The sequence below is a fragment of the Burkholderia sp. RF4-BP95 genome (assembly GCF_001521985.1).
Lineage (GTDB): Bacteria > Pseudomonadota > Gammaproteobacteria > Burkholderiales > Burkholderiaceae > Burkholderia > Burkholderia diffusa.
The window spans coordinates 103,048-115,842 of sequence record NZ_LOSX01000066.1 but is presented as its reverse complement, the minus strand read 5'-3'; the positions used below and the strand labels follow the sequence as shown (position 1 = coordinate 115,842).

The window sequence follows — 12,795 nt, the reverse complement described above, 5'->3', positions numbered from 1 at the left end:
GCTGCCGCGCGCGTGCCGGGTACGGTGCGTGCCGGCACGGCCGTTGCATGGCCGGCGACGCTCGCCGCGAAGCGCGGCGGCCCGCTGCACGCCGAGCATCTGCGTTTCAGCAAGCGGGCCGGCACACCGCGCGCGCTCCATTGCTTCGTGCTCGACTGTTCGGCGTCGATGCTGGCGCACGAGCGGCTCGCGCTCGCGAAAGGCCTGATCGTCGCGTACTTCGATCAGGCCGCGCGCGACCGCGTGGAAACCGCGCTGATCTGCTTCGGCGGCGACGGCGCCGCGCGGCGCTTCGGCCCGGCCGTGCCGCGCTGGTGGAATGCGCGCTGGCTCGAACCGGTCGACGGCGGCGGCGGCACGCCGCTTGCCGACGGCATCGCGGCCGCCGCGCAATTGCTCGCGGGCGCCGCACGACGTACGCCGGACGAACAGCGCTGGCTATGGGTGCTGTCCGACGGCCGCACGCGCGAAACGCCGCCGAGACCAGCGGCCGCCGATCACGTCGTGTTCGTCGACTTCGACGATGCGGCCGTGCGAATCGGGCAGGGCAGGCGGCTCGCCGATGCCTGGGGCGCGCAATGGATGACGGCCGCGTCGCTGTGCGCCGGGCCGGCCGGCTGATCGCGTGGGCAGCCGTGCGTGGCGACGCGCCGGCGCTGCGCTATGATCGCCGTTTCTATCCACCGGAATCCCTGCCATGCAAGTACTCGTCGATGCCGACGCGTGTCCCGCCGTCATCAAGGACATGCTGTTTCGCGCCGCGCGTCGTGCCGAGATCTGCGTGACGCTGGTCGCGAACCAGTTTCTGCGCACGCCGCCGTCGCCGTTCATCAAGGCGCTGCAGGTGCCGGCCGGCTTCGACGTGGCCGATGCGCGGATCGTCGAACTCGCGGAAGCCGGCGATCTCGTGATCACGGCCGACATCCCGCTGGCCGCTGCCGTCCTCGACAAGGGCGCGCATGCGCTCGACCCGCGCGGCAACTGGTTCAGCCGCGAGAACATCGAGGAACGGCTGTCGACTCGCGCGATGATGGAGCAGCTGCGCAGCGCGGGCATCGATACGGGCGGCCCGGCCCCGTTCAGCGTACGTGACGGCAAGGCGTTCGCGTCGCAATTCGATCGCTTCCTGGCGCGCCACGGCAAACCGTGACGCACCGGGCGTCGGTCGTGCGATACGTCACCGGTTTCGCGTCGAAACGTCGGCTACGGCAGAATACGGATTCGCGCCGACATTGATATCGTGGCGCGAACGCCTCATCGGAGAGCATGGATGTCACCGACCCAACTTCTCGTTCCGACCTTCACCCAGATGCTGCGCGCGCAATCCGCGTGGCTCGACAAGGCCGCCGCGCATCGGCAGGCCGAGGGCAACGCGCCCGATGCGTTGCTGACGCTCAAGCTGGCGCCCGACATGTATCCGCTCGCCGCCCAGGTGCGGTTTTCCTGTTTCCAGGCGATGGAGCCGGTCTACCGTCTGCGCGGCGAACCGCTGCCGGACGCGCTGCTGGCGTTGCGGGAAGCCGGCTGGCATGCCGACGCGCAGCCCGGCACGCTCAGCGATGCGCAAGGGATCGTCGCCGGCACGATCTCATTCCTCGGCGAACTCGCGCCGGACGCACTCGACGGCGGCGCCGCTCTGCCGATCGCGCTCGAACTGCCGAACGGCACCGCGTTCGACATGACGGGCGAACAGTACGCGCGCGACTGGGCGCTGCCGCAGTTCTACTTTCACGCGATCGCCGCGTACGCGATCCTGCGCCATCACGGCGTCGAGCTCGGCAAGGCCGACTACGTGCCGCACATGCTGGCCTACGTGCGGCCCGGCACGATTCCGCAGGGTTGACCGGTCGAGCGGACCATCCGGCCGCCGTGCACCGGCATGACACGGGCCCTGTTCATCTGCAGCCGCAACCGGCTGCGCAGCCCGACGGCCGAGGCGGTGTTCGCCGCGTGGCCGGGAGTCGAAACCGACTCCGCGGGCCTCGCGCCCGACGCGCAGACGCGCCTATCCGCCGAGCAACTCGAATGGGCCGAGATCGTGTTCGTGATGGAGCGGGCGCACAAGGCGAAGCTGTCCGCCCGATTCGGCATCCGGCTGAAGCACAAGAAGATCGTCTGCCTCGACATTCCCGACCGCTACGCGTACATGCAGCCCGAACTCGTCGCGCTGCTCGAGCGCAAGGCCGGTCCGTTGCTGCGCGGGTGAGCCGCGCGGGCCGGTTCAGCGCGAGCGGAACGGCCAGTCCGCGTGCGCGTGCGCGGGAAAGCGGTCGAGGTGCAGCAGTTCGATGATCTTGCGGGTCGGCACGCTCGCGCGCAGCGTCTCGAGCCGTTCGACGTCGAACCACTTGCAGCGCGCGATCTCGTTGCTCGCGCGCGGCGTCAGGTGTTTCGGCACGTCGGCCACGAACACGTGATGAAGTTTCGTGAGGCCGCCGAACTGCACCGCATAGTCGAGCGCGAGCCCCTCCAGCCGCGTTTCCTCCGCCAGCTCGCGCTGCGCGGCCTCGAGCGGCGTCTCGCCGCGCCGGATCGTGCCGCCCGGCAGCGACCAGCGCGCCGCGGTACGGGCGACCAGCAACACGCTGCTGCGCTGGCGGCACACGATCGTGGCGCGTTCCTTGATGCTCGCGACGGTATCCGGCCCGGTATTCATGTTCGGCAAAACAGGTGCTGAATCGTGGAGGGAAATGGTCGTCGACCGGCGGTGCCGGCCCGTCGCCCGATCGTCGGGCACGACGACATGCAAGCCGCCGCGCCGATCATACCGGGCGTTCGTGACAGTTCCGTGCGTTGTCGCGCGCGCACCGCGCATCGCGTCACGCGTGCGTGTAGAACCCCGTGCGCGCGGGTTTCCCGGACCGCCCATGGCGCCGCTTGTGGATGGCGCGCCGGTGCTGATGCGGGGGCGGGTTCACGTGCGGGCGCGTGGGCGCGGGCCGTGCCGTCGGCGCGGCGGCCCGCGGCTGTGATTGTCCTTCGCCAAACTGGTAAGTCTGGGTTTGCGCGCGGGCGACGCCCAGCGTCGACGCCAGCACGATGGCCGCGAGCAGCATGTGTTTCATGAAAGGTCCGCCTGTCTTCAGTGAGCACTCTCCGCCAGCTTAGCGAACCGCGGCCCGGCGCCGCAACCGGCCGGCGTTCGGTGTCGTCCCCACTTGCGGGCGACCGCGTTCTCCGCCCGGCTGCCGGGGCATGCCCGGCTTGACAATGAAATTCCCGAGTGTGAATATAAATTCACACACAAGAATTATCATTCAAGTCCGGGAAAGCGTGCCGCCGCCTGTCGGCACGGCGGAACCGGCGGTCCGATCAACCGGAAGCGGGAGCGAGACGCATGGCGGAACTGGAGCAGCAGGGCGCGTTGGCGGGGTTGCGCATCATCGATCTGTCGCGGGTGCTGGGCGGCCCGTACGCGACGCAGATTCTCGCCGACCACGGCGCGGAGGTGATCAAGGTCGAACCGCCGTCGGGCGACGAGACGCGCACCTGGGGGCCGCCGTTCGACGGCGACACCGCATCGTATTTCCTCGGCGTGAACCGCAACAAGCTCGGCATCGCGCTCGACCTGACGAAGCCGGAGGATCGCGAGCGCCTGCTTGGCCTGCTCGAGCACGCCGACGCGCTGGTCGAAAACTTCAAGATCGGCACGATGGAGCGCTGGGGCCTCGGCTTCGAGACGCTGCACGCGCGTTTTCCGCGTCTCGTCCATTGCCGCGTGTCGGGCTTCGGTGCGGACGGCCCGCTCGGCGGGCTGCCCGGCTACGACGCGGCCGTCCAGGCGCTGGCCGGGCTGATGAGCGTGAACGGCGAGGCGGGCGGCGCGCCGCTGCGCGTCGGCGTGCCGATCGTCGATCTCGTCACCGGGCTGAACGCGGCGCTCGGCGTGCTGATGGCACTGCGCGAACGCGATGCGAGCGGGCGTGGCCAATTCGTCGAATCGACGCTGTTCGACTGCGCGCTGTCGATCCTGCATCCGCATACGCCGAACTTCTTCCATTCGGGCAGGGCGCCGGCACGCACCGGCAACGCGCATCCGAACATCACGCCTTACGACAGCTTTCCGACCGCGAGCGTCGACATCTTTCTCGCGGTCGGCAACAACGGGCAGTTCGCCGCGCTGTGCGACGTGCTCGGCACGCGCGACTGGCCCGACGATCCGCGCTTCGTCGACAACCGCGCGCGCAGCGCGAACCGCGCCGCACTGCGCGCGCTGCTCGAAACGGCGCTGGCCGCACACGACGGCGCGGCACTCGCCGAGCAGTTGATGCGCCGGGGCGTGCCGTGCGCGCCCGTGCTCGGGCTCGATGCGGCGCTCGACCATCCGCACGTCGCGCATCGGCGGATGAAGGTCGAGCTGGGCCGGCATCGCGGCATCGCGTCGCCGATCAAGCTCGGCCGCACGCCGGCCACGTACCGGCGGCCGCCGCCCGCACTGAACGAACACGCGGCGCAGGTGTTCGCCGGCGACGCACGCGACGACGACGGCCCGCGTCGAAACTGACCCGCATCGCGGCCGGCGCCGCCCGCGCCCCCTTCGCACATCACGCCGCGCCGCACCGCTGCAAGAGGAGACACCTCATGCCCGCATGGATCGGCGCGGCCGTTCACGTTTTCCTGGAGGGCAATCCATGCAGTTCGACCTGACCGACGACCAGCGCGCGATCGAAAGCGCGATCGAGAAAATCTGCGAACGCTTCGGCGACGACTACTGGCTCGAACGCGATCGCGCGGGCGGGTTTCCGTCCGACTTTCACGCGGCGCTCGCCGAGGCCGGCTGGCTCGGCATCGCGATGGACCCGGCCCACGGCGGCGCCGGGCTCGGGATGACCGAGGCCGCGCTGATGATGCGCACGATCAGCGCGTCGGGCGCCGGCCTGTCGGGCGCATCGGCCGTCCACATGAACATCTTCGGGCTGAACCCGGTGCAGGTGTTCGGCAACGACGCGCAGAAGGCGCGCTTCCTGCCGCCGCTGATCGCCGGCCGCGACAAGGCCTGCTTCGCGGTGACCGAGCCCGATGCCGGCCTCGACACGACGCACCTCGCCACGCAGGCGCGTCGCGACGGCGACCACTACGTGCTGAGCGGCCGCAAGATCTGGATCTCGACCGCGCAGGTCGCGAACAAGATGCTGATCATCGCGCGCACGACGCCGCTCGACCAGGTCGCGAAGCCGACCGATGGCTTGAGCCTGTTCTACACCGACCTCGACCGTTCGCGCGTCGAGGTGCGCGAGATCGAGAAAATGGGCCGCAAGGCCGTCGACTCGAACATGCTGTTCATCGACGACCTGCGCGTGCCGCGCGACGACCTGATCGGCAACGAGGGCGACGGCTTCCGCTACCTGCTGCACGGGCTGAACCCCGAACGGATCCTGATCGCCGCCGAGGCGATCGGCCTCGGGCAGGCCGCGCTGCGGCGCGCGACGCAGTATGCGTGCGAGCGCGTCGTATTCGGCCGGCCGATCGGGCAGAACCAGTCGATCCAGCATCCGCTCGCGCAGGCCTGGATGCAGCTCGAAGCCGCGTGGCTGATGGTGATGAAGGCCGCGACGCGCTACGACGCGGGGCAGCCGTGCGGCGCGGAGGCGAACGCCGCGAAGTACCTCGGCGCGGAAGCCGCGTTCCAGGCGTGCCAGACGGCGATCGCGACGCACGGCGGGATGGGCTATGCGAAGGAATACCACGTCGAGCGCTATCTGCGCGAGTGTATGATTCCGAGGCTCGCGCCCGTGAGCCCGCAACTGATCCTGTGCTACATCGCGGAGAAGGTGCTCGGGCTGCCGAAGTCGTACTGACGCGCGGCGGCCCGCCCGGCGCGCGGTTTCCCGTTCCGAATCAAGCGCTCGTCATGGACGTCAAACTCGTTGCCCGCACGCTCGACCTGTTCGAGCTGTTCGCCGCCGAACGGCGGCCGCTGCCGCTCACCGAACTCGCGCGCCTGCTCAACGTGCCCGCGTCGAGCTGCCTGGCGATGGCGCGCACGCTCGTGAGCCGCGGCTATCTGTACGAGGTGCGCAAGCGCGGCGGCTACTATCCCACGCGGCGCCTGCAGACGATCGCCGCCGCGATCGACGCGACCGATCCCGTCGTCGACATCGTGCATCCGCATCTCGTCGCGCTGCGCGACGCGAGCCACGAGACGGCCGTGCTCGGCAAGATCCAGGGCGCGTCGGTCACGTATCTCGACGTCGTCGAATCCGAGCAGGCGATCCGCTACACGCGCCAGCCGGGCGAGCTGCGGCCGCTGCATGCGAACTCGATCGGCAAGGCGATCTTCGCGTCGCTCGCGAGCGACGCGCAGCAGGTGCTCGGCGCGCAGTTGTCGTTCGAACGCTTCACCGATGCGACGGTGGCCGACCTGCCGGCACTCGTCGCGCAAACCGCGCGGTTTCGCGAACTCGGCTGGGCCGAGAACCTCGGCGAGAGCGCGCCCGAGCTGTCGGCGATCGCGGTCGCGCTGACGCTCGACGGCGACTGGTACGGGCTGTCGATCGTCGGGCCGACCGAGCGGATCCGCCAGCATCGCGACACGCATGCGGCGCTGCTGGTCGACGCCAAGGCGCGGCTGCTGGCCGAGCAGGGGCGCGGCTAGCAAGAAGCGCGAAGCACGGCGGAGGGCTGCTTCGGCGGCCGTTCGCCGCGATGCCGGGCGGCATCCGGGAACGGCCGTGGCGCGTCACGCGCCGGTGCGCCGCGCCGTCACGACTTCACCCACACGCCGCCCGCGCTCGGGTTGTCGCCCTGCGTCCACCATTTCGCGCAGTATTTCGCGCCCTGATACGTGACGCACGTGCCGCCTTGGTACGCGGTCGTTGCCGACCATACGGGCGTGCCGCCGCCGACCGGCTTCCATACCGCCGCCTGGCCGGGCACGTCGCCCTGTGTCCACCATTGCGCCTGGTACGTCGTGCCCTGGTAGGTCACCGTCGCGCCGGCCGTATAGACCTGGCCGGCCGACCAGGGCGCGCCGGGCTGCGGCGTTCCGCCGTTCGAGCCGCCACCGTAGTTCGGATCCTGCGTGACGCCCGTGCCCCACTTGCCGTCGAGTTTGCGGAAGATCGATGCGAACGCATACGGCTGCTGCGCGATACCCGAGCAGGTCGGCGCCACATATGCGCCGTTGTTCGGGCAAGGCTGATCGCGGCCGACCGACCAGTTGCCGAAGAAACCGTAGCCGTTGCCGATCGCCGCATTCAACACGCTCTGCGCATTCGCGAGCGTGAAGGTTTCGCCCTGCACGTCGTTCATCCCGATCATCGGCGTGACGCCCACCATCTGCCACAGCTGCGCGCCCGTTTTCGGCTGGCCCGCCGACTTGAACGCCGTATCGAGCTGCGTATAGAGCGCCTGCGCGGCGCTGATCGCGGCCGCGCCCATGTCGATGTTCGCGGGGCCGTAGTCCATCGTCATCAGGTTCACCGCGTCGAACGCGACCTTGTTCGCGATGGCCGCGGTGACGACGTTCACGCCATCCTGCGTGAGCCCGGTCGGCATCGTCGGCAGCGTCAGCGTGACGTGCAGCGGCTTGCCTTTCGCCGCGTAGTCGGACTGCAGTTGCGCGACGGCCTGGAAGTTGCGGGCGACGGCGGCGCTGTCCTGCTGCGATGCGCCCTCGATGTCGAAGTCGACGTGCGTGAGGCCGTAGGTGTCGATCACGGTCTGATAGGCCGTCTTCAGCGCGGGCACGCTCGAGCATGCCTGCATCAGCGGCGTGCCGTTCGCGCCGCCGAACGAGACGGCAATCTCGCCGCCTTTCGCGCGATAGCTCGCGATCGACGTCGACAGCGACGCGAGCAGGTCGCCGCTCGCGCCGTTGCCGATCGGCTGCACGCCGCCCCAGGACGGCACGCAGCCGCTGCCCGCGACCACGAACGCGAGCGTGAACTGCTGGATGCCTTGCTGGACGCCGATCCGGTCGACGAGCGGCGTCGGGTAGAGCGTCACGTCGACGAAGGGCGCATAGACGCCGGCGCCGTGGGACACGCTCGCCACGGCGAGCAGACAGCCCGCGGCGAGCGCGCGCGGGTTGAATCGCGGCAACACGTTGTTGTTCATTGTGTTCTCCAAGTGGAAGAGGGATACGCTGGCCCGCGTATCGCCGCCGGGCGGGCGATCGGGTATGCCCGCCCGGCGGCGTGCTCATCTTGGAGGATTCGCGCCGAATCGTGAATACTTAGGTGTTCTTTTCGTTATTCGATTCCCGATACGTAACGATCTTGCCGATTCGATCGCATATCGAAACGCGAAGCGGGCGATTTTTCCGACCGATATCGTTCGGATGGTCGGCCGCGCGTGGCGCAGCGACGTTCAACGATACCAGCGCGGCGTGTAGACCCACTCGCGCCCGTCGCCGATCGCGAAACGCCGCGTCGTCGACGAACCGACGATCACCATCGTGCGCATGTCCACCTGATCGCTGCGCAGCGCGCCGAGCGTCGTCGTCGTGAGCGTCGCGCCGGGCCGGCCGATGTCGCGGCCGAGCACGACGACCGTATCGGCCGCTCGATGCGCGCGCACCGCATCGAGCGCGCGGTCGAGCTGCCACGGCCGGGCACGCGAGATCGGGTTGTAGAACGCCATCACGAGATCGGCTTGCGCCGCGTGCCGCAGGCGCGTCTCGATCACGTCCCACGGCTTCAGGTTGTCCGACAGCGAAATCGCGCAGAAATCGTGGCCGAGCGGCGCGCCGGCCTGCGCGGCGGTCGCGAGCGATGCCGATACGCCGGGTTCGACGCGCAGTTCGACCGCGGCCCATCGCGGATCGCGCGCTTCGTCGAGCGCTTCGAGCACGGCCGCGGCCATCGCGAACACACCCGGGTCACCCGACGAGACGACCGCGACGCGCCGGCCTTCGGCCGCCAGTTCGAACGCATGGCGCGCGCGCTGCATTTCCTCGCGATTGTCCGTGCCGTGGACGCGCTGATCCGCGCGGAACGGGCCGGCCATCGTCACGTAGGTCGTATAGCCGAGGATGTCGGTGGCTTGCGCGAGCGCGGTGCGCGCGGCGGGCGTGAGCCATGCCGCATCGCCCGGGCCGAGGCCGAGCACCGTCAGGCGGCCGCGCGCACGGCCGAGCGTCGCGGGATCGACGGGTTGCGTCGCGACCGCGCACGCGAGGCCGTCGGACGTGGCGCGCAGTGTGTGCGCCACACGCAACGTCGAACCCAGCAAGGCAGCCGCATCGGCGTCTTCGTCGCGTTCGACATCGGCGAAGCGCAGCGGCACGCCCAGCGTCCGTGCCGCCGCCTCGACCCGCGCATCGCCGAGCAACGACGCCGGCGCGACGAGTGCGGCGAGCGCCAGCCGCGCGAGACCGTGCGTATCGAGCAGCGCATCGATGCGCTCGGCGAGCGACGGCGACGCATCGGCCCGCACGCCGCGGGCCTCGATGGCGACCACCACGCTGCGCGGATGGATCACGAGTTCGTCGCGCGCGCCGCGCCACGCATCGGGCGTCACGCGGATCGCATGCGCGGCCGCAGCGTCGCGCGGCAGCGCGACGTCGTCGAGCCACGGCGCCGCGCCGTCGACGCGCGTGGCCGCACCCGCGAGCAGGTCGGACACGAAACGCTTGCCTTGCTGGAGATCGGCGAGCGCATAGCCGTCGGGCGGGTTGAGCACGCACGCGCCGAAGCGCAGCTCGCCGCTCGTCGTGATCGCCGGCGCGACGCCGAGGCATTCGGCGATTTCGCGCGCGATCAGGTTGACGCCCGTCAGTCCGCCAAGCAGCGGCACGACGGCCGAACCGTCTTCCGCGACCGCGAGCACCGGCGGCTCGACACCCTTGTCGGCGAGCGCCGGCGCGACGCAACGGATCACGATGCCGGCCGCGCACAGCGCGACGATCGGCAGGCCGCGCGCGTAAAGCTCGCGCAGGTGCGCGCCGAGCTCGTCGAACGGCACGTCGGCCTCGACGCGCGACGCGAGCCCGTGCACGACGGCGCCCGGATAACGCGTCTGGATACGCCGCGCGGTATCGAGTGCACCCGCGCCGAGAATCACGATCGCGGGCGGAGTCGTCATCCTTGCCATTTTTCCCCCGGCACGACGAGCAGCGAGAAGTACGGCGACGCCATCGGATCGACTTCGTCGAGCGGCACGATGCGCTGCGCCGCCATCGTCGCGCGCTCGACGTACAGCGCGCGCTTCGCGAGTCCCAGTTCGTCGAGTACGCGCCGCACCTTGTCGAAGTTGCGGCCGAGCTTCATCACGACGGCCGCGTCGGCCTGCGCGAGCCGCGTGCGCAATTCGTCCTCCGGCAGCACGCCGGACAGCACCGACAGGCTCTGGTTGCGATAGACGAGCGGCTGGCCGAGCACGGCCGTGCCGCCGAGCATCGCGCACACGCCCGGGATCACCTCGGTGTCGTAGCGCGGCGCGAGGCGATCGTGCAGGTACATGTACGACCCGTAGAAGAACGGATCGCCTTCGCAGATCACCGCGACATCGCGCCCGGCGTCGAGATGCGACGCGACGATCTCGGCGGCCGTGTCGTAGAAGTCGGCGATCACGGTCTCGTAGCAGAGCGGTGGCGGCAGCGCCTCGGTCGTCACCGGATAGACGAGCGGCAATTGCGTCTGCGCATCGAGCAGATGCGCCTCGACGATCCCGTAGGCATTGCCCTTCTTGCCCTTCGCGACGAAATACGCGACCACCGGCGCGGCCTGCAGCACGCGCAGCGCCTTGATCGTCATTAGTTCAGGGTCGCCGGGGCCGACGCCGACCCCGAACAGTCGTCCGCGCGGGGCCGTCATTCTGCCTCCGTCGCGAGTGCGTTGACGGCGGCCGCGGCCATCGCGCTGCCGCCGCGCCGGCCGAGCAGCGCGACGTACGGCACGCCGCGGCTGTCGGCGTCGAGCGCCGCCTTGGATTCGGCCGCGCCGATGAAGCCGACCGGAAAGCCGAGGATCAGCGCGGGGCGCGGCGCGCCGGCGTCGATCATGTCGAGCAGGTGGAACAGCGCGGTCGGCGCATTGCCGATCACGACGACGCTGCCGGCCAGATGCGGGCGCCACAGTTCGAGCGCCGCGGCCGAGCGCGTGTTGCCGAGATGCCGCGCGAGGTCAGGTACTTCCGGTTCGCCGAGCGTGCAGATCACGCGATTGCCGGCCGGCAGCCGCGCGCGCGTGATGCCTTCGGCGACCATCCGCGCGTCGCACAGGATCGGCGCGCCGGCCGCGAGCGCCGCGCGGCCCGCCGTGCCGGCGCCGGCCGAGAAGCGCAGGTCGTAGGCGACATCGACCATCCCGCACGCGTGGATCACGCGCACCGCGAGCTTCTCGAGATCGGGCGGAACCTGTGACAGGTCGGCCTCGGCGCGGATCGTCGCGAACGACTGGCGGTAGATTTCCTGCCCGTCGCGAATGTAGTCAAGCATCGGTGGTGTCCTGGCTGTGCCGCGCGTCCGTCAGTCGGTCCGCGGCCTGGTCAATCGTCAGATGGCGCGCGAGCGGGGCGCCGAGGCCCGCGGCGGCGTCGCGCCGGTAAAGGTCGTAGCGTCCGGGCGCGACCGCGACGAGGGTGGACGTCGCGGGGTGCGGCAGCGCGCAGTGGCGCTCGCAGCCGGTCAGGTGCACGTCGACCGGATGGCCGACGCGCGCGGCCAGCGCGAGCGCATCGTGTTTCGTATCGGCGCGCGACTTCGCGCAGCCCGCGCTGCCGGTGCACGCGACCAGCGCCGCCAGCGGGTCGGACATCGTGCACACGAGGCCGAGCGACGCGAGCGCGTCGAGCACGGCCGGCGTGCGTTCGTGCCGCACGCCGTGCACGAACACGCCTTGCCACGGCGTCATCGACAGCGTGCCGTCGCCTTCCGCGTCGGCGAGTGCCGCGAGCCGTTCCAGTTGCGTTGCGTCGAGCCGGCCGAGCGCGAACTGCGCGCCGACGCTGCAGCGATCCGCATCGCGCGACGGCCGTGCACCGAAACGCAGCGCGGCGTCCGCATGCTTGCGCCGCCAGCCGGCCAGTGCCGGATCGGCTTCGAGCGGGAAGGGTGCGTAATGCTGCGCGCGCTCGCGCAACGCGCATGCGCCGCCGGTTGCGAGCAACGCGCGCATCCGCGTGATGTCGGCCGGCGCGAGATCGAGGAACGCGAGCAGCAGTGCGCGAACGAGCGCGACGGTCTGGTCCGGCGCGACGTCGAACCAGGCGGGCGAATCACCGGGCGCGACCGGCGGGCAGCCGGCCACGCCCGCGGCGATGCGGACCGCGCCGTCGCCGCGACGCCACGCGGCGAGCCAGATGTCGTGCGGATGATCGAGCGCCGCGACCGATTCGCCGCCGTCGAGCTGGATCGAGAATTTCGGCGACACCTCGCCGCGGCGCGGCTCGTGCGTCAGCATGTCGAGCAACGGCAGCGCGAGCGCGCGGCTGTCGAGCAGTGCGTCGGGATCGCGCCCCGCGAGCGGGCTGAGCATCAGGTTGCGGACGTCGTCGCTCGCGGCGAGCGCGGCTCGGTCGTCGGCGGCATCGCCGGCGCGCGGGCCCAGGCCGGCATCGAGCAACGCGTCGGCCAGCGCATCGGCCGCGCCGTCGCGGATGCCGCGCAGCTGGAGATTCGCGCGATTGGTCGCGTCGATCGCGCCGGAGCCGCAGGCGCGCGCGGCCGCGGCGATCGCACGCGCCTGCCGCGCGTCGAGCCGGCCGCCCGGCAGCTTGATCCGGCACAGCCCGCCGTCGGCGGCCTCGACGACGCGCACGAGCCCCGGGCAAGCCGACGGGCGCACGACGGGCGATGCAGGAATGGAATCGGGGGCGGAACTCAACGGGATACCGGGACAGTGTCGCGCCGCG

The 12,795-nt window shown here is 70.6% G+C and carries 14 protein-coding genes; 7 read left to right on the top strand and 7 right to left on the bottom strand.

Features of this window, described 5'->3' with window-relative positions:
- Window positions 1-12: 12 nt before the first annotated feature.
- The 4 genes from WS46_RS21750 to WS46_RS21735 all read left to right on the top strand — a co-directional run bounded on the left by WS46_RS21750 (window position 13) and on the right by WS46_RS21735 (window position 2,206).
- Window positions 13-621, top strand: coding sequence for a VWA domain-containing protein (locus WS46_RS21750; protein ID WP_059691718.1), 609 nt, complete (start codon window positions 13-15; stop codon window positions 619-621).
- A 76-nt stretch (window positions 622-697) separates the two neighbouring features.
- Complete coding sequence (locus tag WS46_RS21745) at window positions 698-1,150, top strand: YaiI/YqxD family protein (RefSeq protein ID WP_059524379.1); 453 nt, start codon at window positions 698-700, stop codon at window positions 1,148-1,150.
- 120 nt (window positions 1,151-1,270) lie between these two features.
- Window positions 1,271-1,843, top strand: coding sequence for a DUF1993 family protein (locus WS46_RS21740; RefSeq protein WP_059691717.1), 573 nt, complete (start codon window positions 1,271-1,273; stop codon window positions 1,841-1,843).
- A gap of 36 nt (window positions 1,844-1,879) precedes the next feature.
- Window positions 1,880-2,206, top strand: coding sequence for a low molecular weight protein tyrosine phosphatase family protein (locus WS46_RS21735; RefSeq protein WP_059524375.1), 327 nt, complete (start codon window positions 1,880-1,882; stop codon window positions 2,204-2,206).
- Window positions 2,207-2,221: 15 nt separating this feature from the next.
- Here WS46_RS21735 and WS46_RS21730 read toward each other — a convergent pair whose 3' ends face one another.
- Together WS46_RS21730 and WS46_RS21725 are read right to left on the bottom strand one after the other, a co-directional pair.
- Window positions 2,222-2,656 (bottom strand): NUDIX hydrolase, encoded by a 435-nt coding sequence (locus WS46_RS21730; RefSeq protein WP_059691716.1) that lies wholly within the window; start codon window positions 2,654-2,656, stop codon window positions 2,222-2,224.
- Window positions 2,657-2,819: 163 nt separating this feature from the next.
- On the bottom strand, window positions 2,820-3,065 hold the full coding sequence (locus WS46_RS21725) for a hypothetical protein (RefSeq protein WP_059524371.1): 246 nt from the start codon (window positions 3,063-3,065) through the stop codon (window positions 2,820-2,822).
- A gap of 272 nt (window positions 3,066-3,337) precedes the next feature.
- Here WS46_RS21725 and WS46_RS21720 point away from each other — a divergent pair, with 272 nt between their 5' ends.
- The 3 genes from WS46_RS21720 (at window position 3,338) to WS46_RS21710 (ending at window position 6,595) form a co-directional block, all read left to right on the top strand.
- Complete coding sequence (locus tag WS46_RS21720; protein ID WP_059691715.1) at window positions 3,338-4,504, top strand: CaiB/BaiF CoA-transferase family protein; 1,167 nt, start codon at window positions 3,338-3,340, stop codon at window positions 4,502-4,504.
- 127 nt (window positions 4,505-4,631) lie between these two features.
- A complete protein-coding gene (locus WS46_RS21715; protein WP_059524367.1) occupies window positions 4,632-5,798 on the top strand; it encodes an acyl-CoA dehydrogenase family protein in 1,167 nt (388 codons plus the stop codon).
- A 53-nt stretch (window positions 5,799-5,851) separates the two neighbouring features.
- Window positions 5,852-6,595 carry an IclR family transcriptional regulator gene (locus WS46_RS21710; protein WP_059524365.1) on the top strand — a complete coding sequence of 248 codons (744 nt, stop codon included), beginning with the start codon at window positions 5,852-5,854 and terminating at the stop codon, window positions 6,593-6,595.
- Window positions 6,596-6,702: 107 nt separating this feature from the next.
- On the opposite strand, the gene WS46_RS21705 is transcribed toward WS46_RS21710, so the two are convergent.
- From WS46_RS21705 to cobG, 5 genes are all read right to left on the bottom strand, one after another.
- A complete protein-coding gene (locus WS46_RS21705; protein WP_059524363.1) occupies window positions 6,703-8,058 on the bottom strand; it encodes a chitinase in 1,356 nt (451 codons plus the stop codon).
- A gap of 252 nt (window positions 8,059-8,310) precedes the next feature.
- Window positions 8,311-10,026, bottom strand: a complete 1,716-nt coding sequence (cobJ, locus tag WS46_RS21700) for a precorrin-3B C(17)-methyltransferase (protein ID WP_059691714.1) — start codon at window positions 10,024-10,026, stop codon at window positions 8,311-8,313.
- Window positions 10,023-10,757 (bottom strand): precorrin-2 C(20)-methyltransferase, encoded by a 735-nt coding sequence (locus WS46_RS21695; RefSeq protein WP_059502040.1) that lies wholly within the window; start codon window positions 10,755-10,757, stop codon window positions 10,023-10,025. Before WS46_RS21695 ends, cobJ begins: the two co-directional genes overlap by 4 nt.
- Window positions 10,754-11,380, bottom strand: a complete 627-nt coding sequence (locus WS46_RS21690; protein ID WP_059537435.1) for a precorrin-8X methylmutase — start codon at window positions 11,378-11,380, stop codon at window positions 10,754-10,756. The genes WS46_RS21695 and WS46_RS21690 overlap by 4 nt, the downstream gene beginning before the upstream one ends.
- Entirely contained in the window at window positions 11,373-12,728 is a 1,356-nt protein-coding gene (gene cobG / locus WS46_RS21685; protein ID WP_059691713.1) for a precorrin-3B synthase, read from the bottom strand. The genes WS46_RS21690 and cobG overlap by 8 nt, the downstream gene beginning before the upstream one ends.
- Window positions 12,729-12,795: the final 67 nt, after the last annotated feature.

What these genes read in the sequence shown, in the direction of transcription:
- WS46_RS21745 (WP_059524379.1), top strand. Translation starts at nt 698, where the DNA reads ATGCAAGTACTCGTCGATGCCGACGCGTGTCCCGCCGTCATCAAGGAC.
- WS46_RS21740 (WP_059691717.1), top strand. Translation starts at nt 1,271, where the DNA reads ATGTCACCGACCCAACTTCTCGTTCCGACCTTCACCCAGATGCTGCGC.
- WS46_RS21735 (WP_059524375.1), top strand. Translation starts at nt 1,880, where the DNA reads ATGACACGGGCCCTGTTCATCTGCAGCCGCAACCGGCTGCGCAGCCCG.
- WS46_RS21730 (WP_059691716.1), bottom strand. Translation starts at nt 2,656, where the DNA reads ATGAATACCGGGCCGGATACCGTCGCGAGCATCAAGGAACGCGCCACG.
- WS46_RS21725 (WP_059524371.1), bottom strand. Translation starts at nt 3,065, where the DNA reads ATGAAACACATGCTGCTCGCGGCCATCGTGCTGGCGTCGACGCTGGGC.
- WS46_RS21720 (WP_059691715.1), top strand. Translation starts at nt 3,338, where the DNA reads ATGGCGGAACTGGAGCAGCAGGGCGCGTTGGCGGGGTTGCGCATCATC.
- WS46_RS21715 (WP_059524367.1), top strand. Translation starts at nt 4,632, where the DNA reads ATGCAGTTCGACCTGACCGACGACCAGCGCGCGATCGAAAGCGCGATC.
- WS46_RS21710 (WP_059524365.1), top strand. Translation starts at nt 5,852, where the DNA reads ATGGACGTCAAACTCGTTGCCCGCACGCTCGACCTGTTCGAGCTGTTC.
- WS46_RS21705 (WP_059524363.1), bottom strand. Translation starts at nt 8,058, where the DNA reads ATGAACAACAACGTGTTGCCGCGATTCAACCCGCGCGCGCTCGCCGCG.
- cobJ (WP_059691714.1), bottom strand. Translation starts at nt 10,026, where the DNA reads ATGACGACTCCGCCCGCGATCGTGATTCTCGGCGCGGGTGCACTCGAT.
- WS46_RS21695 (WP_059502040.1), bottom strand. Translation starts at nt 10,757, where the DNA reads ATGACGGCCCCGCGCGGACGACTGTTCGGGGTCGGCGTCGGCCCCGGC.
- WS46_RS21690 (WP_059537435.1), bottom strand. Translation starts at nt 11,380, where the DNA reads ATGCTTGACTACATTCGCGACGGGCAGGAAATCTACCGCCAGTCGTTC.